At 56.0% G+C, this 21,601-nt stretch carries 15 protein-coding genes; 6 read left to right on the top strand and 9 right to left on the bottom strand.

Annotated features, from left to right (window positions below):
* Positions 1–15: 15 nt before the first annotated feature.
* Together ACSC1W_RS02560 and ACSC1W_RS02555 are read right to left on the bottom strand one after the other, a co-directional pair.
* Positions 16–1,020: a regulatory protein RecX gene (locus ACSC1W_RS02560; protein ID WP_435345133.1), complete on the bottom strand. Its 1,005-nt coding sequence runs from the start codon at positions 1,018–1,020 to the stop codon at positions 16–18.
* Positions 1,021–1,114: 94 nt separating this feature from the next.
* Positions 1,115–2,221: an aminotransferase class V-fold PLP-dependent enzyme gene (locus ACSC1W_RS02555; protein ID WP_435345131.1), complete on the bottom strand. Its 1,107-nt coding sequence runs from the start codon at positions 2,219–2,221 to the stop codon at positions 1,115–1,117.
* Positions 2,222–2,327: 106 nt separating this feature from the next.
* On the opposite strand from ACSC1W_RS02555, the gene mce reads away from it, so the two are divergent.
* On the top strand, positions 2,328–2,714 hold the full coding sequence (mce, locus tag ACSC1W_RS02550; protein ID WP_435345129.1) for a methylmalonyl-CoA epimerase: 387 nt from the start codon (positions 2,328–2,330) through the stop codon (positions 2,712–2,714).
* Positions 2,715–2,785: 71 nt separating this feature from the next.
* Here the strand turns inward: mce and ACSC1W_RS02545 are convergent, their stop codons facing one another.
* The 3 genes from ACSC1W_RS02545 to ACSC1W_RS02535 form a co-directional block, all read right to left on the bottom strand.
* The gene (locus ACSC1W_RS02545; RefSeq protein ID WP_435345127.1) at positions 2,786–3,292 is read right to left on the bottom strand and encodes an NUDIX domain-containing protein; all 507 of its coding nucleotides are present in this window, start codon (positions 3,290–3,292) and stop codon (positions 2,786–2,788) included.
* Between the two features lie 82 nt (positions 3,293–3,374).
* Positions 3,375–3,953, bottom strand: a complete 579-nt coding sequence (locus ACSC1W_RS02540; RefSeq protein WP_435345126.1) for an NUDIX domain-containing protein — start codon at positions 3,951–3,953, stop codon at positions 3,375–3,377.
* 60 nt (positions 3,954–4,013) lie between these two features.
* Complete coding sequence (locus ACSC1W_RS02535; RefSeq protein ID WP_435345124.1) at positions 4,014–4,652, bottom strand: ferredoxin--NADP reductase; 639 nt, start codon at positions 4,650–4,652, stop codon at positions 4,014–4,016.
* A 412-nt stretch (positions 4,653–5,064) separates the two neighbouring features.
* On the opposite strand from ACSC1W_RS02535, the gene ACSC1W_RS02530 reads away from it, so the two are divergent.
* A complete protein-coding gene (locus ACSC1W_RS02530; protein WP_435345122.1) occupies positions 5,065–5,325 on the top strand; it encodes a hypothetical protein in 261 nt (86 codons plus the stop codon).
* A 222-nt stretch (positions 5,326–5,547) separates the two neighbouring features.
* Here the strand turns inward: ACSC1W_RS02530 and ACSC1W_RS02525 are convergent, their stop codons facing one another.
* Positions 5,548–6,465, bottom strand: a complete 918-nt coding sequence (locus ACSC1W_RS02525; protein ID WP_435345120.1) for a hypothetical protein — start codon at positions 6,463–6,465, stop codon at positions 5,548–5,550.
* A gap of 193 nt (positions 6,466–6,658) precedes the next feature.
* On the opposite strand from ACSC1W_RS02525, the gene ACSC1W_RS02520 reads away from it, so the two are divergent.
* Both ACSC1W_RS02520 and ACSC1W_RS02515 read left to right on the top strand, forming a co-directional pair.
* A complete protein-coding gene (locus ACSC1W_RS02520) occupies positions 6,659–9,250 on the top strand; it encodes a protein NO VEIN domain-containing protein (RefSeq protein ID WP_435345118.1) in 2,592 nt (863 codons plus the stop codon).
* Positions 9,251–9,330: 80 nt separating this feature from the next.
* Entirely contained in the window at positions 9,331–12,009 is a 2,679-nt protein-coding gene (locus tag ACSC1W_RS02515) for a DUF1156 domain-containing protein (protein WP_435345116.1), read from the top strand.
* Between the two features lie 96 nt (positions 12,010–12,105).
* Here the strand turns inward: ACSC1W_RS02515 and ACSC1W_RS02510 are convergent, their stop codons facing one another.
* From ACSC1W_RS02510 to ACSC1W_RS02500, 3 genes are read right to left on the bottom strand one after another with little or no spacing between them, the layout of a single operon-like run.
* Positions 12,106–12,321, bottom strand: a complete 216-nt coding sequence (locus ACSC1W_RS02510; protein WP_435345114.1) for a KTSC domain-containing protein — start codon at positions 12,319–12,321, stop codon at positions 12,106–12,108.
* Positions 12,318–14,168: an ATP-binding protein gene (locus tag ACSC1W_RS02505; RefSeq protein WP_435345112.1), complete on the bottom strand. Its 1,851-nt coding sequence runs from the start codon at positions 14,166–14,168 to the stop codon at positions 12,318–12,320. The genes ACSC1W_RS02510 and ACSC1W_RS02505 overlap by 4 nt, the downstream gene beginning before the upstream one ends.
* A gap of 1 nt (position 14,169) precedes the next feature.
* Positions 14,170–15,321, bottom strand: coding sequence for an SIR2 family NAD-dependent protein deacylase (locus tag ACSC1W_RS02500; protein ID WP_435345110.1), 1,152 nt, complete (start codon positions 15,319–15,321; stop codon positions 14,170–14,172).
* A gap of 371 nt (positions 15,322–15,692) precedes the next feature.
* Here ACSC1W_RS02500 and ACSC1W_RS02495 point away from each other — a divergent pair, with 371 nt between their 5' ends.
* Positions 15,693–18,929: a DUF499 family protein gene (locus ACSC1W_RS02495; protein WP_435345108.1), complete on the top strand. Its 3,237-nt coding sequence runs from the start codon at positions 15,693–15,695 to the stop codon at positions 18,927–18,929.
* Between the two features lie 39 nt (positions 18,930–18,968).
* Positions 18,969–21,593, top strand: a complete 2,625-nt coding sequence (locus tag ACSC1W_RS02490; protein ID WP_435345106.1) for a DUF1156 domain-containing protein — start codon at positions 18,969–18,971, stop codon at positions 21,591–21,593.
* Positions 21,594–21,601: the final 8 nt, after the last annotated feature.

Raw genomic sequence — 21,601 nt, 5'->3', positions numbered from 1 at the left:
TCCAGTTTCAGTGGCTCAGTTCTCGCGCAGGTCGACGCCGGCGTTCCACGTCGCCCGGGCGACCACGCTCTCCTCGTCGTCCACCAGGTGCGTGACGACGACGTGGCCGGGGAGGTCCCGCTCGAAGAGGTAGCTCGCCTGGTACGATACCTCGCCGAGACAGCTCATGCAGGTCTTGCCGCTCTCCTCGCTTGCCTCGACGGCCACGTGGAAGGTATCGGTCTCGGCGTCGTATCGCGTCTCGGCGACCCTGGCCGCGTAGCACGGACTCGGCGTCAGGAGCGCTCCATCGACCTCGACCGCGCCCTCGTTGTACGTGACGGTCGCGTCGTGCTCGTCGAGGTCGGTACACCCCCCCGACGCGACGCCCATGCTGCCGGCACTGGTGACCGGGTCGGGACAGGCCATCATGGTACTGACGCCGCCCTCGTCGACGGACCAGTCGTCGTGGACTGCGAGGGAGGTGAACCCGCTGTTGCACTCGAAGTCCGTGTGGTCGACGGCGAGTTCGTGGACGACCTCGTCCTGTCGCTGGAGACGCACCGTGTACTCCATCGGGACGTTCAACACGACTGTGAGGTAGCTGTTCGGCGGGAACACCTCATCGCCGACCGATATCGCGTCACCGCCGTCCGGGCTGACGCTGACCTCGATGCTGCGCTCCTCGTCGGCGTCGTTCCAGACGTTGACGGGGACCGGCCGGTTGTTGTCGGGGAAGGACACCGAGGTGCGCAACCCGAGTTCGACCCTGTCGTGTCGTTCGGCGTCGTCCGGGTCGAACTGCGTGTCGCCGTCGGCCTGCTCGTCGTCGGTCGCGGTCCCGTCCTCGGTGGCGGTCCCCTCGTCCGTCGACTCGCCACCGGCCGTCGTCCGGTCCGTCGTCGATGCTCCGTCGCCGGTTGTCGACCGGCCGGTCGTGTTCGGCCCACCGGCCCCGGGACTGGCCTCGTCCGCGATACAGCCTGTGACGCTTACCGCACCGATGCTGGCGAGACTCGACAGGAGGGCGCGTCGTCTCATACCCGGGCGTTGGTCCCCCGGAACGTAAACTGGTCGGCAAGCTGAAACCGCGATTTTACCTGCACGCCCCGCAGGTACCCACGGATTTCCGGCGTTACAGCGCGTCGAGGAGGGCGTCGACGTCCCCGGCGGTGTTGAACACGTGGACGGACGCCCGGATCGTGTTCGTGAGAGGGATGGGCCGGACCTTGATGCCGGCGTCGTCGAGTCTGTCGACCGTCTCCTCGGGCGTCTCGTCGTCGAACGCGACCAGTCCGGTGTGGTACTCGCGCGGGGAGACGAGGCGGTCCTCGCCGAGTCCGTCCTTCAACCGGTCGGTCAGGCGCTCGACGCGGGACTGGACGGTGTCCAGCCCGATGTCCTCCATCGTCTCGATGGCCGCCTGGAGGCCGGCGTAGGGGGAGGGTGCGACGGTGCCGAACTCGAACCGTCGCGCGCCCTCCTCGTACTCGTAGGGGTCGGCGTAGGGGTCGACCGTGTTCCGGTAGCCCAGCTGGGCGGGCGTGAGCGTCTCGGCGAAGTCGGGCGCGACGTACAGGAAGCCCGCGCCCCAGGGCCCGAGCAGCCACTTGTGTCCCGACGCCGCGACGGCGTCGGCCCCCCACTCCGTCACGTCGATGGGGTGCTGGCCCGGCGACTGGACGGCGTCGACGACGACGCGTGCGCCGGCGTCGTGTGCGATCTCGGTGAGTTCCCCGACGGGAGCGCGGACGCCGGAGGTCCAGCAGACGGAACTGAACGTCGCGAGCGTCGCGCCGTGGACGGCGTCGGCCCAGTCGTCGGGGTCGATGCGCCCGCGGTCGGTCTCGACGACGCGCACCTCGACGCCGTACTCGTCGCGGACGCGTCGCCAGGGCAGGATGCCGGCGGCGTGTTCCACGTCGGTCCGGACGACCACGTCGGTCTCGTCCCAGTCCATCGCCAGCGGGAGTCGGCTGATGCCGTCGGTCGTGCTGGCGGTGAGTGCCACGTCGCGGGCGGGCGCGCCGAGGTGGCCGGCGACCGTCTCCCGCACGTCGTCGAACAACTCGAACGCCGGGTCGTACATCCCCGGGCCGGCGGGCGTCTTGAACTCGTGGTACTCGTACCACGACTCGGTCGCCTCGACGACGCGACGGGGACTCGGGCCGCTCGCGCCCGTGTTGAGGTATATGGTCTCGTCGAGTGCCGGCATGTCCGCGCGCAGGTCGGCAGGGTCCATACCACGTCCGTGGGGCGGCGGTGGTAAAAACCGGCCGGACCGCCCGTCCCGACGTGGTCGACGGCGGACCGGTGGCTACTAAGCGTCCGGCCGACGGAGTCCCGGTATGGAGTTCGACCACGCAGGCGTCGCCACCGACGACGCGACCGCGATGGCTGAACTGTACCGGGACCTGTTCGGCCTGGACGTTGCACACGAAGAGGAGTTCGACGGGATGCACGTCGTCTTCCTCGACGTCGGCGGTGGCTACTTCGAACTGCTCGAACCGCTGGAGGAGGACGGTGCAGTCGCACGGTTCCTCGCGAACCGGGGACCCGGCATCCACCACCTCGCGCTGGCGACCGACGACGTCGCGGCAGCACTGGACGTGGCTCGCGAGCACGACGTCCGACTCATCGACGAGGAACCGCGTCCCGGCGCGTGGGGCCACGAGGTCGCGTTCCTCCACCCGAAGGACACCGGCGGCGTCCTCGTCGAGTTCGTCCAGCACTGAGCCGGTCACGGGCGTCCGTCTACCCGCCGCCCCGTAGCCGTCAGTCTACACGCCGCCTCGTGGCTGTCCGTCTACCCGTCGGCCCAGTCCCGAATCACCGGTTCGGCTCCTGCTTCGAGGAGTGGCGGAACTTCGTCCGGCGCGACCCACCGGGCTTCGTGCAGTTCCGACGACTGCACCGTCAGCGACCGCGCCGCGCTGGTGCCCCGGAAGTACACCCACAGGCCCGAGACGGTCCGGTCGCCGTGGGCGAACGTGATGCGCGACGCACGGACGGCGTCGGTCAGGGTCACGTCGAGGCCTACCTCCTCGCGGACCTCGCGTCTGGCCGTCTCGCCCGGCGTCTCGCCCGGCTCTCGACCCCCGCCGACGACGTCCCAGCCGTCGAGCCCGTCGCGGACCCTGCAGAGGAGCGCCTCGCCGTCGCAGGTGACGAGGACGCGGGCACCGCCGATGGCGTCCTCACGGGCCGCCGTCCGGTACTCGGCGAACGCATCGGCGTCCGCGTCGAACGTCTTCTCGTGGACCGGGACGGGGCCGTAGGCGCGCTCCAGTGCGTCGAGGTCGTACGTGCTCACTCGTCGGCCCACCGTCGAACGCGTTCCTCGAACGGGCCGTCCCGACGGTCGGCCGGGCGCCAACGTGCATCGTCCCCGTCGCTCACGGCCACTCGTGCGCCCGGTCCTCGATGGCCGGGTGCAGGTCCCCGGGCAGTTCGCGGAACCAGCACGCGCCGTTGAGTTCGCCGCCCTGGATGACGACCTGTCCGTCGACGTAGTCGGCGGCGAAGAAGGTGTAGAGCAGGTGGACTTCGCGGTCCTCGTGCGCTCCGACGATGCGCTCTGCGAACAGCGCGTCGGTCACCTCGCAGTCGACCGAAACCTCCTCGCGGACCTCGCGCTCGGCGGCCTCCTCCGCGGTCTCGCCGTCCTCGATACCCCCACCGGGGACGCCCCAGTGGCTCGCGCCACGGCCCATGATGAGCAGAACGCGCTCGCCGTCGTCGGCCGCCTCGTCGGGCATCGACTCGGTCAGTTCCGGTGCCTCCGTCGGGTGGCGGCGGATCCAGCAGTACGCGCCGCCGACGTAGTCGTAGTCGTCGACGTCGTCGCTCCACTCCTCGTACTCCTCCCGGTCGAGTCCACGGCGATCCTCCGCGACCGGGAACTCGCCGTATCGCTCGCGCAAGCGGTCGAGTCGACGGTCGACCTCTGTCTGGTTGATGCGCTCGGGCGGCATGGACTGCGTACGAAAACGGAGGACCGACTAATAGCCGTCGAAGTCGGTGTTGGGACGGGGTCAGCCGAAGCTCTCGACGTGCGCCTCGTCGGCGTCGAAGCTGGCCGCGTCGAGCGCGTCGGTGACGAGTTCGCAGAAGTCGGCGAAGCCGAAGACGTACACCTCGCCGTCGTCGCCGTACTCCCCGACGGCGTTGCGCAGGTCGTCGTCCGCGTCGTCGCCGAACGTGTCGACGGTCGCGCTCTCGGCTTCGAGCGCGTCGAGGCGGTCAGTGTGCGCCGGGCCGTCGTCCTGGTAGAGCACGACGGCGTCGTGGCCGTGGTCGACCGCGCGTTCGGCGATGGCGACGGCGGGTCCGATGCCGGGGCCGCCCGCGACGACGACCACGTCGCCCTCGTCGTCGTAGCTGACGTTCCCGAACGGGCCCTCGATCAGGAGTTCGTCGCCCGCCTCGCGGTCGGCGAGCCACGGCGAGATGTCGCCGTCCGGGTCCACGCCGACCGTGAGTTCGAACGTCCCGTCCACCGTCGGGGACGAGAGGGTGTAGTACCGGGTCAACTCCTCGCTGTCGACGGTCGCCCGTACCAGCACGAACTGCCCGGGCAACGCGTCGAATCCGTCCGGCGTCTCCAGGTCCAGCGCGACCGTGTCGGGGCCGACGTCCCGTACATCGGCGATAGTGACGGTGGTTCCCTCCATGGAAAGGTGATACCTACTAATAGGGCAGTTACTAATATAATTTTGGCGCGGTTCAGTGTCTATGCTCTGCCGACCGACATGTGCGGTGCTTCAACGATATCAGAACGGTAGATACCGCCGTCCGGTGTGACGCCGGGTCGGGAAGACGAGGTCTACTAATGGAGCTTAGGTGCGTCACAGGTCTCTGGCAGTACCTTCTACCGAAACGAGCATAAATTGACTGCTCGTTGAATTCTTCCGTTCCTGATTGAATTGGGGCGCTGGTTCGATTCGAGTTTACCCAGATTAGCGATTATCTCGGCTGAGGAACAGAAAGTGAGGAGTCTCGTTACCAGAATCCTCCCTCTGGGAGGCTGATGGAGTAGTACCACGAGGAGAACATTCAATAGTATAGACGGTATCGCGTTGACAGATGAGCGATGACAACCCAACGCGTCCCTGCTTGTACTGCGGAGAATTTCACCGATTCCTGTCGGGGTCTCATTTCAAGCGGGAGGACCATTTCGGCGAGCGTGAAGCCGCGTTTTCCAAGTACAAGCAGTGGGTTGCAGACACATACGATATTGACCCACAGGATCCGATTCTGACGGAGCCCGGAGAGCTAACCGGCGTACACAAATGGAAACAGAATCGAGATCGGTTCCCGAACTGGCGGTCGAAGACGGAACTATAGTCTGACTGTCCTCCAAGCAGTGGAACTGATGTGCTGAAGCCCATAGGCACGGTGGTTATCGGCGCCAATTTAGATTTCGATGGACGGGAGGGACTTCGCGTCTATAACAGCTTTCCGAACCCGATTGACGTAGTGACATATAGCCAACTCGGAAGGAAGGGAGAACGGTTGGTCGAAGCGTACCAGACAAAGCTCGATTGAGGGGGATAGACACTCGCCCACTTACAATGATTCCCGCACAAGGTCGTCGGTTGCTACTAGAATCGATTCGGGAACGAATTGCTCTAAGCTCACGCTGCCCTCGCTGAATCCGATCGTAACTCGAGGATGCAACGGTTCGCCATCTTCTGGCGACTGGACTACAGTCGGCACCGATACGAGTCCCGTCGCAGCCACGAGCTCCGTATCACTTCGTCGGATTAGGTCCTCGACGATCGGGTCGTGACGGACGTCCGAGACCCGTTCTCCATCGAGCTCCTTCGACCGAATCTCGATCTCTCTTGTGTTGTCCTGTGAATTGACGTCCCGGAGTTGGAGCGTCGAATATCCATCTACGCAAGCGTCTTCGAATCGGCCCCGGATTCCTGCATCGAGAAACGAAATTCGTTCTGCTCCATCCATTTCGAAGTACTTCGACACGGCGCTGGCTGTGGCATCTGCAGTATCAGCATCGTCGGCGCGAACTGCGAGAAGTTGTGATCTGGGTTTGAACGTCGCGACGGTCGTCTCCCGGTCATCAGGTGCGAGAGTGAGTTGTGTTTGTGACCCTGTTTTCGGCACTTGGCAGACGACGTAGACCCGGTCGTGGTCCCTGATTGCTGTCTCGACATCGGAGCCGTATGCTCCCGTGGAACGCTCGTTGTTGGCTCGTCCGAGAGCGTCATCGGAGGATATTCGATGGAGACCGTCGACCCGATAGTAGTAGACTGTAGGTTCACCGGCGAATCTGAGCTCCGATAGGGCTCGACGCAGTTCGACTTCGGATAGCTCGTCGAGGAAACTCTCGAAATTCTTGTCGTCGACGTCGATGGAAATCTCAGCGGCTTGGAGGACACGTCGGCGAGCAGCTCGCGTCGGAAGAGCCTGTATGAGTTCTTGCGGTGAGGCTTCGTTCTGAGTAGGGTCAATAGGGAAGTCCATATCTGAATCAGACACGCTATTACCAGTCGAGGTTTCACCGCTGGAAGTTATATGTTAAGAACATCTGGTTTACCACCAATCGATGGATGCTACCAATCCAGACGAATTAGTACGGAACATTCGAGAGCAATATTTGGCTGATTCTCCGGATCTCGTGAGAACGAGTCTCCACGGTCACTCGAATGTCGTCCAGATGAACTTCGCCTCAACGTATTTCCCGCTCGAATTCATCCAGAACGCAGACGATGAGGGTGCCAGTGCTGTCCGTTTCCAAATCCGACAGATCGATAACGACTGGTGCTTAGAAATTCTCAATAACGGGCGTGAGTTCACTGATAGTGCACTCAAGGGCCAGGATGGAGATGCCGATGACGTCAAGGACGATGTAACTGGACTGTGTGCAGCTGGCGTCTCACCGAAACATCCCCGTGATCACATCGGTTTCATCGGAGTGGGATTCAAATCGATCTTCGAGATCAGTCAGTGTGTCGAGGTTCATTCCGGTCAATTCCATTTCTCGTTCGATAGAGAACGTGCGGAAGAGCACGGTGATGGGATTCCTTGGAGAGTCGTCCCCTGGGCTTGTAAGCCTACGAAGGAGACAGAGGTTCCCACAGAGATAGACGGAATCGAGTATACTACGCGGTTTGTCGTCAGGCTGGATGAACGGGGCCAGCAACTGCTTTCCGATGATGAACTCTTTGAACCTCTCCGGAGCGAGAACATCGACCGACGTGTGTTTCTCTTCTTGAAGGACGTACGTGAGTTATCTATCGATGATGATTACTCGGACAGCTCACGGCGTATAAGCCGAACAGACGAAGTTCGTGGTGATGGATTAGCCTCCTCTGTTGAGAAAGCAAGACAGTGGTTTCCCAATTCAAAACAGGAAACAATCAGAGACGAGGCAGACGCGCAGTTCGATCCTATCGAAATTGTAGAACTCGAGGAGTCGTTAGCGGATGGAACGACGGAGGCGGATACGTGGGTACTGTTCAAACATCTCTGGGAGGTGCCGGATAGCATCCAGGATGATCCGAAGACTGAGCAGTATATGCGAGGGGGTGTGGACTATCGTGAGGTGTTCATTGCCTGTATCGTAGACGAAGATGGTGGGTTTGCCCGGCCAGAGAGCGGGACACTGCATACCGGCGTATTCAGCTATCTTCCTCTCAAAGAACTCGAGACTGACTTCGACTTTCTCGTTCACGCGGACTTCCTCACGCCCGCTGACCGACAGACGATCAAGCAGGAGCTCCCCTGGAACCGAGAGATTGCGCAGGGCGTAGTTGAGTGTGCGAAGGATGTCCTCGATGTAGTTGCCGGCCACGACGCCTGGTGGACGGACCTTGGCGTATTCGTTCCAGAAGGACAGGGTGACACATTCGTAACGACGGAGATCGTCGACAGAATCCACGAGCACGTCGCGAACTCGAAACTGGCTCGGGATCAGGCGGGTATTCGAATCAAACTTGACGACTGCCAGGTGGTTGACGAACACATTCGCGAAGCTTTCGACGCTGATAAAGTAGAGGAAGCTGGTGCTGCCCGTCCCATTCACGAAGAACACGAAGATATCTACCGGACGATCAAGGGACGGAACTCACTCGGACTTCATGACTTCCTGCAGAACCACGAAGTAACCTCTCCTCTCGAAGAACTCACTGACAACACTCGAAAAGATACCTTCGAGAAGATCTATAACGGCCTCTCGACCAAGAGGTCGTGGAAGCAATCCAAGACCCTCAGCTCAACTGGTATTCCCCTTGAAGACGGAAGAGTCGTGGGTACTGATGATGTGGAACAAGTCTACCTTCCGCCTGCTGAGCTTGACCTGGGTGAGTTCGAAACTACGAGCCCGCTACAAGAGGTCCGGTCCTCTCTCAATATCGTAGATAGTGACCTTGCCGAGCAAGAGGAGATTCGGTCGGTGCTGGGTGGAAACGATGTGGATGAATTGACCGAAGGAGCATTGATCGAAGAGTGGCTCCAGACCGTCAACTGGGGATCACTCTCGACGAACGATCGACACCTCGCAGCGGCGATTCTCTGTCGAGCATTCACTGACGGCGAGTGGGAAGTCGGTGAAGATCCGCCGGCCCTTCGACTACAAACTGAAGATGGGTCTTGGCTCTCGCCATCCGGAGTTCTACTCGGGGAAGCCTACGCTCCGACTGTGACAGACGATTCAGATGATTCGAGTCAAAATCTCCAAGCTGCATCTTGGTTTACGACAGACACCGTAACCGAGAATCGTGGTATCTTCGCGGAAGCGGGGGCTGACGCTCTTAGAACCGGTCCTCGATACGTGAATGAAGTGTACTTGGAAACGTTCGACGAACTCGACATCGAAGACTGGAGGCCGTTCCTTCGGAAACTTGGAGTCGACTCGCTGCTCGATGAAAAACACACGATTGGAGCACTGGGTGAGGTCTTCGTGAAACTGCAGCTGGAAGGGGAACAAGACGTCGACGTGAGGCAGGCGAAGATTGGCCGGGATTTGGACGTCAGCTCTATTGATGACCCCGATGGGCAGATTATCGAAGTCAAGTCAACGGCCGAGTCGAAACAGGACTTCAGTCTGAATACCAAGCAAACTCAACTGCTCGAAAAGGAGTCAGAGCGATATCGTGTGTACAGGGCGGCCGAGGTCCTGTCGACAGACCCGATTGTTCGCTATGCAGATGCGGAGACAGCCCGTGACGTAGGAGACTACAAACTAGAGTTCTCGAGTAACGATTGGCAACGACATTCTTCAACAATGGAGTCGAGGAATTCCTACTGATAGCAATATTACTTCTGCTGGACTCCAACTTCGTGTGAGACCGGCGAGCGTACTACCAGTTTTATATGTCTCTCGTGAAAATGGAGGGACATCAGATGTCTGGGCAGCAACCACGAGAGGAAGGCCGTCCTGAGCTCCCTATTGAACGTGGCTTCCCGATCGAGCGAGTGAACGAGATTGCGGAGAAGGAAAGCCGGGCGAAGCAGTACTACCGTCCGATTTATACTATGCATAAGTGGTGGGCGCGCCGGCCGGGGTGTCTCTTCCGTGCTATCTCCCTCTACTCGCTGCTTGACGAGAATACGACTGTAGATGACGTTGAAGTCTACGAACCCGGTGAAAATCAACAACTGGGGAATAATGGTCTAGACAAGAATGCCCTTGTCGAGGCTATTGCCAATGTCGATATGGACGACCCTGAGTCGTTGTGGGACTTTTATCCAAAGGATGTTCGGATCAACGACAAAAATATTCTAGACCCGTTCATGGGTGGCGGTACATCGCTCGTTGAAGGCTCTCGTTTTGGGGTCGATTCGGTCGGTATTGATCTAAATCCCGTCGCTTGGTTTGTGACAAAAAAAGAATTGGAGGCTGGTCAGAGCGATGTGAATGAATTGGAGGAGGCCTTTGTGCAAGTCAAAGACGACGTTGCTGATGAAATCCTCCAATATTACCAAACTCCTTGTCCAAACGGAGATCACGATGCCGATGTGATGTACAATTTCTGGGTTAAAGAACTTGAATGCGTCTCCTGCGAGCATACAGTTCCACTGTTCAAGGATTACCGTGTAGCGTCAGGTCGTTTCGAAAATGATGATAAGTATAATGTACTCTGTCCAGACTGTGGTTCTGTAACTCTCGTAGATGACTGGCAGGAGGAAAGTGAATGTAAAAACTGCCATCATGAATTTGTGCCAAAAGAGGGGAATGTAACCCGCGGAGGATACTATAACTGTCCTGAGTGTGGGCAGAAAGAGGCAATTATTGATGCAATAGGGGAACAAGGGAGCCCAGATCTGCGTCTGTACGCTATTGAATACTATTGTAAGGGATGTGATGATCAAGGGGCCGGAAGGAGTGTCTATAAAGGATATAAACAAGCTAAAGCCATTGACAAGAACCTCTTCGAGGAAGCTAAGCGAGATTGGAACACTCGTACAGACTTGCATTCATATGTCCCACAAGAGGAAATACCAGAAGGGGCTAAAACTAAATCATCTAAAGTAGACGGGAGTGATGTTTTCCAGTATGGTTTAGAAAAATGGACAGATATGTTTAATGAAAGGCAGCTTCTCTGCCTATCGATGCTTTTCAAATCTATCAGCGAGATTGATGACAAGAATAGTAGAGAATATCTGCTGCTGGGAGCGAGTGAAGCACTAAGATATAATAATATGATGGTTTCGTACAATACCACTTATAATAAGATAGGTGATCTTTTCAGAACCAACTCTTTCGATCCGCCTACATACCCTATAGAAAATAATATATGGGGCAGTCGAGCAGGGAGCGGTACCTTCTCGTCAATGTTTGATATGGTCCTGGACGGGGTTAAGTACGCTAACAACCCAACAGATAGGCATGTAGATGAGAATGGTGACACAGTAGAAACGAAACCCTTTGCTATGCCTATTGGGGGAAATTCAGATATATTCCAAAATGATATGCGTGAATTATCTGTAGAAAATGAATTCGATGCGGTGATAACTGACCCCCCATACTACGATAATATTATTTATTCTGAACTGTCTGATTATTTTTATGTATGGCAAAAAGTTGTATTAGAACAAGACTACGACTGCTTTACTGAAGAACAGACGCCGAGAGTAGAAAGTATAGTGACAAACCCCTATCTCGACAAAACAGCAGAAGACTTTGAGCACGAGATGGGGGAGGCTCTTGCGGTCATAAATCGAGTTTTGAAGTCAGACGGGAAGCTTGTGTTCACATACCATCACAGCGACTCAGAATCATGGGGCGAACTTTTACGATCCCTATGCAATAATGAGTTTGAGGTTACTGCGACCTACCCAGTCAACTCAGACTTGAATAAATTTACAAAAGGAGAGGCAGTCTCATTCGATATTGTAATTGTTGCAAGGCCTTCTGACGAACGACAGCCTATCTCTTGGAATTCACTAAGGCGCCATATCGTACGTACCGCAAAGAAGACTCGTGAAACCCTAGAAGATAACCGAGAACTGACCGGAGGAGACATCGGTGTTATTGAGATGGGGAAATGTTTCCAAGAATACTCTAAACATCATGGACAGGTTCGTCGCGCTGGCGATGTAATGTCTGCAAAAGAAGTGGTTGATGAAATATACGGGATTATTCAAGAAACTGACAGAGGTGAAGAAGATATATATCTCGACCTCCAAGAAGATTGGAACCCAACGTACGATGATCTGAGTAAATACCTTCGACGTTCCGATGCATCTGAAGCCCAAATGAAGGAAAAACATCTGTTCCGTATGGAGGGTGGCGACTTTGTCCTCTGTCAGTGGGACGATGAAAAGCGCCAGGCATACGTCCAGAGTAAGGTCGAAGAGGGTAACGGCGATCTCACTGAACTCGACAAGGCTCACTTCCTCCGCTACCGCTTCGAGCAGGGGAAATCCACGAGTGACTATCTCGAGATATGGAACGAAGACGAGCTACGGGAACTCTGTGAGGGACTGGCGGAGGTAACTGGAGATGAGACCTATCTGAAGATGATCGGCGTCGATACCTCGCTAGCGGAATTCACAGACGAGTAACCTCCACACTGGGATTCTGCACAGGACACTGAGGCCGACTCCAGAATAGTCTCAGTAGATTCGTCCCTTCAGGTGGAAGCTAAAGTCGATTCTCTCTCAAATCCTGTTGTAGCTGTAGTTTCCTCTAATGTGTTCGTAGAAATATGAGCCATGTGACTCGGCTGCGAGCAGTCCGTCAAACTCGGCTGGAGGGACTTCATAATATTCGTAGACGCCTCCATCAAGGAACTCGATTTCCAGCCTCCTTCTTTCTTCTTCGTATCTAACCCGGCTTAGATTGGACGAGTCTACAGGAATCCACTCACTCATCATTCATCACCTTGAGTGCCATCTGTTGGAGTGTTTGGGTCCTTCTTTCTCCAGTGTTCTAATACTTTGTCGTATTCTGGGTTTGAGATTTCTTGATTCCATCCCAGTCCCTCGTCTTGGGTGATGACTGGGGGATCCTGACTTTCGGGCCGGCTATCAGATGGTGGTGGATCTATCTGAGCACGAATTGGGAATTTGACTCCCTGTCCTACAATGATAGCTTCTCCTGTTTGGAGAATCGGGAGTGAGCTAAGAACCCCTTCCATATTATCTGACACCACTGAGTTGATACTTGCTCGATCCTTGCTATTCGCCATCCGCATCGAGAGTATTGTCCCACACTGGCTTAGAATCGTGCTGTCAATCTCCGTGGGCCTTTGTGAAACTAGCATTGAACCGATACCGTACTTTCTCCCTTCCTTTACGATTCGTTGAATCGATTCCGCGGCAGAACCGTCTCCAGTATCGCCAGCATACGAATGTGCCTCCTCGAGAACGACCAGGAGTGGTCTTCGTTTACCACCCTCCGCACGGTTCCGGGCCCAAAATAGCGAATTGTACACGATCCGCAGGAGGGCACCGACCAATGTATCCAGAATATCTGATGGAATCCCGGAAAGGTCCAATATGGATATACCGGAATTATGACCCACCCAGCTCTTGAGCAACTCGTCCAGATCTCGTTCAACTGCACCGTTTTCGTCTGGGAGCCACTCTCCTGGTCGGAATAGGAAATCGTATCGTGAGTCACGCAGCCTGTAAGTTAAGGTATCGACCTGGCGCCCGATATTCATGTCTGGCTTCGCGACGTACACGCCTTCATGCTGGTCGTGACGACGCGTTTCTGGGGTACTAACATCCATCGCACTTCCTGGATCTACTGGATCACCCTCTTCATCCGTCACGTAGGCTACCGTGTTGAGTGACTGATCTCGTGATTCGGTGTGGGGTGACCTCACCAGTTTGTACAGCTCAGACCATAATTTGTGGATACTAAATGGAATAGGGGTGTCCACATTGATATCGGACTGATCTATGCCGGGGATGTCCTGCTCAGGAAATGATTCTTTCTTTTTGTTCTCTACCTGCTCAACCAAAGCAGCTCTGTCTCTATCACCCTGAATCTCTCCAAATGCTACATCGACCAATTCCTCAAACGATAGTGCCCAGTATGGTATTTGAAGCTCGGACTCCTGTCTTGCAGGATTTGCATTGGTAGTGAATACGTTTGCAGAATTTCTTAATGCCGCCCCGTACTCACCATGAATATCTAACACTAGAACACGCGGTGATTCGATTGCGGAGGAGGTTGCCAAGTTGTGCAATAGCCCCGCAATCGTCGTGGATTTTCCCGAACCTGTACTACCCAGGATTGCTGCGTGCCTTGAGACAAGTTTATTTAGATCAACCCGGGCGGGTATCTGGTCTGATCCCACAACTGAGCCGATATTTATATGTCCAGACTGATTTTGATCCCCGTAAATTCGAGCGAGCTCGTCTTTCGTGACGATATGAACGTCATCTCCTACAGTCGGATATTTGGAGAGCCCCGTGGTCAGTTCTTCACCTTGTGCTGCTTCTCCCACAAACCTCACCGTCATCCACTTATTCCCGTGCGATGGCACTTCCTCGTCTGCCTGTGGTGCTGCTCTTGCTCCGACTTGCGATACGACTCCAAATATGTCATCATAACCTAAGGGAATTCGAACGAAAGAGCCAATTTGCCCGACTCTGTACCCATAGCCTTCAACAAAGGATAGACCAAAGTTTGTTTCTTCATTCAAAAGTACAGAAGCTCTCGCTCCCTCTACGTCCTCAATAGAACCTAGATGAGTCGCTTGATCGGTCATATTACCGCCCGATCACCGAACCTAAGAAGTTGCCGAACTCTTCGAAGTCACCGAGTTCAAACTGTTGCTGCCACTGATCTCTCTCTACCTCTTTCCAATTGAGTCCTACCGTGTCACTCCCTGGATCTGAATCAGATTCGCAAGATTCCCATTCCTGCTTTTGAGTCCCGATGATACCCGCGTCTTTTGCAAAGACGCTCAAATCTGCATTCTGTTTGGCGATTTCTCGAGCATTACTATACTCTTCTAACTCACTATAGAGGAATGCGAAGACCTGAGTTGAAGGCGGACCGCGAAGCCCGTCTATTATGGTCTCATTGAGATGTTGGTCCCGGAATGAATATCCCACTACGAACAACACCGCTTCTGGCTTATTCAGAAACTGCTTAAGCCGATCTAAATAAGCAAGGTATGGCATTTTCCGACTCTGGCTGTACTTCATATGTGACGGATGGATTACTGCCGCGTCCTCCCCTTCATTGAGAGAACGCCATATCTCAATTGAGCCATCGGATTTTTCAGATGTCCAGTTGACTGATCCATGAATCTTCCATAACCTGTTCCATCTACTTGGCAGTCCGTCGTTTAAAACTGAGTACGAATCAAAGAAAGGTCGGTGTCCACCTACAAACCCGTCGAAAAACGGGACGTTTTGCTCCTCAAACGCTTGCTCCAGAAGCAGATCATAGTTTGTGGTGAAAACTTCTACGGGTTCTTCTCGTTCAATAGAACTCATCCAAGCGGCGAGGCTATGATACCCAGATTCCGTATCAGGTAGTTCTTTGTCAACTAACTCGATTATCTTACTGCAAATACTATCTTCTAAATATTCTAATTCTTCAGCAGTCAGCCCACGGATATCTTCTCTACCAGCATACGGACGAAGATCTCGTACTAAATTGAGGATATCTTCAATATTCGCGTCGTCCTCATCAAAACCTCCGATAGTGTGTATCCGTTCCCAGTTCTCGGAGTACCCTTCCTCCCGAATCTGTTCTTCAACCGCTGTTGTCATTCCTCCCATATCTGGAATGATAGGAGACCCGTCTACCCATACTGACTTAGCACAGCCAGCGCCAAGCAGCATTCCAACAGGACGTTCATTACCTCGGATTGAAGCGCTGAATTGTTCAAGATGTTTCCGAATATTCATCAAATCGTACTTCCCACATCGTCTGTAGGCTATTTATGACTAGGGTCTATCGTGTCTGGACTTGGCTAAAATCAATTACCCTGTTTTCGCCCGAACAATGATTCTATGTGCGGAATTCTTGGAGTCTAATATGGAGTGGGACCAATTTCCCTACAGTCCTCTTAGTGCTTCTTCTGATTGGGAGTTCCTTCCTCAATCAACACGTAGATCTTGATAGGCCAGAGCCACCCTCAAAAAGACCATAACAACATAACTATGTCTATATCCTGCCCAAGAACAAAATTCGAATTATCTTATCCCGGATTATCAGAGTTATACAACTCTTCCAATGCTCACCTTAATAAGAGAGTCCGCCATCGTGTCAGGCATACATGAGCGCCGAAGGAACTCTCGACACGAGCATAGACGACGTGCTGACGCTCAGTCAGGAACTCACCGAGGGGGACGGCCTGATCAAGGGCCAGATCCGCCTCTACGACGTTGACAGCGACGCAGATACGCTGGAATCCGATGCACGTCGGTTCTTCGACCGTACACTCCTGACCGGTGGACTCGAGGACTCCCTGAAGCGCCTCCGAGACACCCTCCAGGGGGAGGACAACAACCGTCTCCACGAGATGTACGGTCCCTACGGGACAGGTAAGTCTCACCAGATGGTGGCGCTCTATCACTGCTTCCAGTCGTCCGACGTCGTCGGCGATTGGGCTGATGGCCGAATCGAAGGTCTCGGTGATGCACTCCCTGACGACGCGCTTCCGATTGTCGTCTCGCTCCAGAAGGAACAGTACGACTATCTCTGGGAGCCATTGTTCGAGAAACTCGACTACGAACCCGACGAAGACGATTACGACGACGAAGGGGGGTACCCGACTATCGACGTCATCCAGGACGCCGTCGGCGACAGAACGGTCGCGTTCTTCATGGACGAACTGGAGGACTTCTTCCAGTCACTGAAAGGGGAGCGCAAAGGCGCGAACAAAGGCTTCCTCCAAGCGCTCTTCGAAACGACCACCCAGCCGAATACGGAACTCTTCGCGTTCGTCTCTGTCCTCCGTGAAGGCTCTGACGTCCACGATATCCTCTCTCGCGAGCCCGGACGCGTCCAGGTCAATATGTCGAACCAGGTCGAGATTGAGGACGTCCTCCGCCACCGTCTCATCGACTCCATCGACGACCGTTCCGCGATACGGTCGCTCGTCGACCAGTACATCGAAGCCTACGCGGACACCGACTACGTCGACCTTCCGGATGGGCTTCGCGAGGAGATGTACGACACCTATCCCTTCCACCCGATTCTCATCGACTCGCTAAAGACGCGGTACTTCGCGGAGACCCAATCGGGCGCGACCCGCGGCATGCTCTATCTCTTTGCCAAGGTCCTCGTCGACCGCTACCAGGAGACGGACCTCATCACTCACGGTGTGGTCGACGCCGTCGATTACAACGACGAGCTGGGGCGTATCAACGTCGAACACTCTCGGGCTGACCGCTGTTACGACGACATCGATGAACGCCTCGCAGATGCCGACATCGACTACGGTCGCCCTATCCTCAGCACGGTCCTCATCTATTCGCTCACGCCCGGGCTCGCAGAAGGTGCGACCACCTCGGACATCGTCATCGGGACCTACCACGCTGGCGACCGCATCAACGACATCATCGTCGACCTCGAACGCCTGCAGGGCGAGGTTTACCACCTCTGGCGTTCCGACGACCGATACGTCATTCGTGAGGACGAGAACCCGCGCTCGCTCGTGCGCAACGCGGCTCGCGACGTCGACGACGAAGATGCGATGGAGCTGATCGGCGAAACGGTCGAGAAAATCTTTGGCGCCGGCGCACACGCCGTCGGCTTCAACGTCGACGATAAACTCGAGAGTGTCCCAGATAGCCAGAACATCAAGACTGTCGTGAAGAATGGCCCGTGGGACGAGGACAGCGTTGCGGAAGTCATCATGAACCAGCCCGCTGGCCGACAGTGGCGGAACACGTTGGTGTTCGTCCAGCCGAAGAACGGAAAGACAATCTCGACCACCTCACAGAAAGAGAAGTTCCTTGGGAAAGCGAAGGAGGTCATTGGCGCGGATATTCGGGGCGACGACGAGAGCCTCGCAGAGGAGATCCGCGAGGAGATCAAGGACCTCCAAGACGACTACGAGGAAGACCTCACTGAACGACTTGAGAGTGCATACGGCGAGATCATCGACGGTGACGACCTCCTCAACGAGTTCGCCTACGCGGCAGAGATGTCGCTGGACAACTTCGTCGCGACGGAACCGGTCCTCGACGCTGGCAACATCGCCGCAGCAGTCGAGGCAGACCCCTTCGACCTCCAGCGTCACGTCTGGGATATCGTCCGGGACCGGCTCGACAGCCGATCCGAGACGACCATCGACGAGGTCTACGAGCAGTTCCTGATGGATCCGACGTATCCCATCCCCGGGAGCGTCGACAAGGTCAAAGACGCCGTCGAAGACGGACTCGATGACAAGCCAGTCCTCGCTCACGACGGAAGCGGATTCAAAGACGAACTCCGCGGCCTGAGCCCCGATACGGTTCTCGTTCTGGAGAGCGAGATCGAAAAGTGGTCTACCGAAGAAGTTGAATCTGAGCTTCGGAGCCGGTTCGGTGCCGGAACGAAAGAGGTTGATCTGGGGACGTTCGAGCTCGATCTCCGCCAGCGCACGGATATCTGGATTCACGAACAGGACCCCGAGGACGCTGTCAAGATGGCTGCAGGACGGCTCGCGAATGCCGACCACTACGTCCTCATCAGCGGCAGTGAGATTCTCGACAAAGTTCGGTCGGACGCAACGCTTCGCGATGTCTCTGACGCCGAGACAATCGGGGCCAACGAGGTCCGTACTCGCATCGAGGAGACGATAGCGTCCGCCGGCGAGGCCGACACGAGCCAGGTGCTCACGGCGATTCGCAACGATACAGAGGTGTACCTCCCGCAGGACGACACGGACTCCGCGTTCCGCAGTGCCGTGAGTACGCTTCTCTCCGATGACTACCGCATCAAGACCGGGGGAGACTACGTGAGCACGCTCGGAGACAGAGACGCGACCTCGGTCGTCGTCGCTCCTATGGTCCCCGACGACATCGGCGACCAGATCCTGGAGTATATCGGTGATCTCGACGAGGAGGCCACGTTCCAAGTCCAGGATATCCAGCGCGAGTGTGCCTCGGGGCAGCCTGAAGCAGCAGTCAAACACTTCCTGCTCGCCAAACTCGGTCAGGAAGACCCCCATTACGTCGTCGGAGCGACTGGCTCCGAAGATCCTGCAGACTGGTTCCCCGGCGCTGGTTTCCGCATCCCGCCAGAAGAGGGATGGACCTTCGAGTATCAGGGTGACAGTCCCAGCGAGATGCGTCAGGAGTGGGATGAGTCGCACGAGTCTGGCTCTGTCTCCTACGGCTCACTGTCGTTCAACACGAACGGCGAAGACGCTGCACCGGGAGCACTTCAGGGTGTCGCGACGTTCCAGCAGGCACATACTGATCTCCAGCTAGAGCTCGGCCAGTCGCACGAGGTAGTTGCGGATATCCTGGAGAACATCCCGGAGTCTGCCACTAGCATCGACATCACCATCCAGTTCGAGTAACGCGAATGTTGAAATACGAAAACGGAACCATCACTACCCATGCCTAATCCGGACTCGGACTCGCGGGACATGCTCCCCATTGAGCGAGGCTTCCCCATCGAACAGGTAAACGACCTCGCGGACCGCGAGGGACGGGCCAAGCTCTACTACCGGCCACTCTCCACGATGCACAAGTGGTGGGCGAGGAGGCTGGGAAGCGTGTTCAGGGCAATAACGCTCTACTCACTCGTCGATGATCCGGACTCTGTCGAAATCCACGATCCCGACCAGACTGATCTGAACCTTACCGACTTCGGTGAGGTGGCTGGAGATGGAAGCGAGGCAGATATCGACCAGCTCATCGACGCTGTGAGCCTACGCGACCCAGACGCACTCTGGGATCTCTATCCGAAAGATGTCCGCGTGGACGGCAAGAAGGTTCTCGACCCGTTCATGGGTGGCGGAACCAGCCTGATGGAGGCAATTCGGTTCGACGCGGAGGTTACAGGTGTCGATTTGGACCCCGTGGCCTGGTTCATCTCGAAGAAAGAGCTTGAGGCCCACGAAGCCGACATCGAAGCTCTGCAGGAGGCCTTCGACCACGTTCGGGAATCCGTAGCCGATGACCTCCAATCCCTCTACGAGACTGCCTGTCCTCACGACGCGGAGCACGTTGCAGATAGCGTCTATGCGATGTGGGTCCGGGAGCTAGACTGCACCTCCTGTGGAGAGACGATACCGCTGTTCAAGGACTACCGTGTCGCGAACGGACGATACGAGGACGATGACAAGTACAACGTCTACTGTCCCGATTGTGGGTCAGTTTTCCTAACTGACGACTACAAGTCCGAGTCGGTCTGTCCGGAATGCAGTCACGAGTATATTCCCGCCGACGGCCCTGTCACCCGCGGCGGAAATTATGGGTGTCCCTCGTGTGGGTTGAAGTATCCCATCGTCGACGCAATTGCCGACGGACAATCCTACTCCGAGAAGCTCTATGCGATCGAATACTACTGTCCAGACTGCGAGGACGAAGGGAAGGAGCGATCCACGTTCAAAGGCTATAAAGCAGCTACCGGGGACGACCTTGCGCAGTTCGAACGCGCACGAGAAAACTGGGAATCAGACGAAGACCTGAGAGACTACGCCCCAAGCGGCGAAATCCCAAAAGGGGCTATCACGGCGGCCTCTCGAATCAACGGGAACGACGTATTTCGCCACGGGTACGAAACCTGGCAGGACATGTTCAACGACCGCCAGCTATTCTGCCTCTCGACGCTTCTCTCGGCAATAGACGATATTGAGGACCAGTCGGTCAAGGAGTATCTCCTCCTCGCATTCAGCGACTCCCTCATGTTCCAGAACCGATTTGCGCTGTACAACGTTTCTGGGACGAAAATCGAGGGGATATTCAGACAGAATTCGTACACACCGCGCGTAGAATACGCTGAGAACAACGTTTGGGGAACGCGGGCAGGTCGCGGCACGTTCCAGAATACGTGGGAGAAGATTGTCGATGCCGTCGAATTCGCTCACCATCCGACCGAGCGCTACCTCGAAGATGGCGAACTCATTCAGACGGGGCCGTTTGAGCATCCGGTCGGTGGGACGTATTCACTCCACCAAGGAGATATCCGGGAGATCGATCTCGAATCCGACTACGACGCAATCATTACCGATCCGCCATACTACGACAATGTCGTCTACTCGGAGGTCTCTGACTTCTTCTACGTCTGGCAACGCTTACTCTTAGCCGACGAGTATCAAAGTTTCACTCCGGATACGACTCCTCGAGACGAAAGTATCGTCTCTAACCCAGCCGTGAACAAAGATGCGGAGTCATTCGAGGTAGAACTCCAGCAATCGTTCTCTCGTATTCAGGAGGTTCTGAAAGACGACGGCGTTCTCACGTTCACCTATCGTCATGGGGGCAAAGAGTCGTGGGGAGCGCTCGTTCAGGCGTTGTGTGATGAGGGCTTCGACATCACCGCGACGTATCCCATCTCTGCCAACCTCAGCGAGTTCATGATGGGGGACGAACTCTCCTTTAGCGTGATTGTCGTCGCCCGCCCTGCTTCCAATAGAGGACCAATCAGTTGGTCGTCTCTCCGACGTCAGATGCACCGTGCTAGCCGGCAGGTTCGGGACGAAATTCGCGAAGGGCAAACAATCTCGGAAGGGGATATCAGTGTCGTCGAACTCGGGCGGTGTTTCCGCGAGTACTCGGGGCATCACGCGAAAGTCCATCGCGAAGGTGCAGTCATGACCGCTGATGAAGTCGTCGACGAAATTTACGATATAATCGCAGGGGATGTCTCTCCTGACGAAATCTATCTCGACCTCTTGGCGATGGAAAACCCGACCTTTGATGATGTCAATCGACTCTGTAGGGGAACTAAAATCGATACAGATGACCTTCGCGATCGGTCACTCTTCGATACTAGTGATGGGTTCCGACTCACGAGCTGGTCTGATGATGACCGACTCGCGTATCTCAAAGCGAGGGACACTGATGACCTCACCGCTCTCGAGCGTGTACAATTGTTCAGATATGATACCGAGCAGGAAACCAGGACGATGGACGAGCTTAGTGAGCTAGAGGTCACCGGTGAAATGCTGGACGTTGCCACCGATCTAGCAACCGTCACTGGTGACAAAGCCTATCGACAACTCTTCCGAGACTAACGTATTTT

Origin of the sequence: Haloarchaeobius marinus, from assembly GCF_051207415.1 — an archaeon.
Classification (GTDB): Archaea; Halobacteriota; Halobacteria; order Halobacteriales; family Natrialbaceae; genus Haloarchaeobius.
This window is presented reverse-complemented; position numbering and strand designations above follow the sequence as displayed.

What these genes read in the sequence shown, in the direction of transcription:
- ACSC1W_RS02490 (WP_435345106.1), top strand. Translation starts at nt 18,969, where the DNA reads ATGCCTAATCCGGACTCGGACTCGCGGGACATGCTCCCCATTGAGCGA.
- mce (WP_435345129.1), top strand. Translation starts at nt 2,328, where the DNA reads ATGGAGTTCGACCACGCAGGCGTCGCCACCGACGACGCGACCGCGATG.
- ACSC1W_RS02560 (WP_435345133.1), bottom strand. Translation starts at nt 1,020, where the DNA reads ATGAGACGACGCGCCCTCCTGTCGAGTCTCGCCAGCATCGGTGCGGTA.
- ACSC1W_RS02510 (WP_435345114.1), bottom strand. Translation starts at nt 12,321, where the DNA reads ATGATGAGTGAGTGGATTCCTGTAGACTCGTCCAATCTAAGCCGGGTT.
- ACSC1W_RS02540 (WP_435345126.1), bottom strand. Translation starts at nt 3,953, where the DNA reads ATGCCGCCCGAGCGCATCAACCAGACAGAGGTCGACCGTCGACTCGAC.
- ACSC1W_RS02505 (WP_435345112.1), bottom strand. Translation starts at nt 14,168, where the DNA reads ATGACCGATCAAGCGACTCATCTAGGTTCTATTGAGGACGTAGAGGGA.
- ACSC1W_RS02500 (WP_435345110.1), bottom strand. Translation starts at nt 15,321, where the DNA reads ATGAATATTCGGAAACATCTTGAACAATTCAGCGCTTCAATCCGAGGT.
- ACSC1W_RS02525 (WP_435345120.1), bottom strand. Translation starts at nt 6,465, where the DNA reads ATGGACTTCCCTATTGACCCTACTCAGAACGAAGCCTCACCGCAAGAA.
- ACSC1W_RS02555 (WP_435345131.1), bottom strand. Translation starts at nt 2,221, where the DNA reads ATGGACCCTGCCGACCTGCGCGCGGACATGCCGGCACTCGACGAGACC.
- ACSC1W_RS02530 (WP_435345122.1), top strand. Translation starts at nt 5,065, where the DNA reads ATGAGCGATGACAACCCAACGCGTCCCTGCTTGTACTGCGGAGAATTT.
- ACSC1W_RS02535 (WP_435345124.1), bottom strand. Translation starts at nt 4,652, where the DNA reads ATGGAGGGAACCACCGTCACTATCGCCGATGTACGGGACGTCGGCCCC.
- ACSC1W_RS02495 (WP_435345108.1), top strand. Translation starts at nt 15,693, where the DNA reads ATGAGCGCCGAAGGAACTCTCGACACGAGCATAGACGACGTGCTGACG.
- ACSC1W_RS02520 (WP_435345118.1), top strand. Translation starts at nt 6,659, where the DNA reads ATGAACTTCGCCTCAACGTATTTCCCGCTCGAATTCATCCAGAACGCA.
- ACSC1W_RS02515 (WP_435345116.1), top strand. Translation starts at nt 9,331, where the DNA reads ATGGAGGGACATCAGATGTCTGGGCAGCAACCACGAGAGGAAGGCCGT.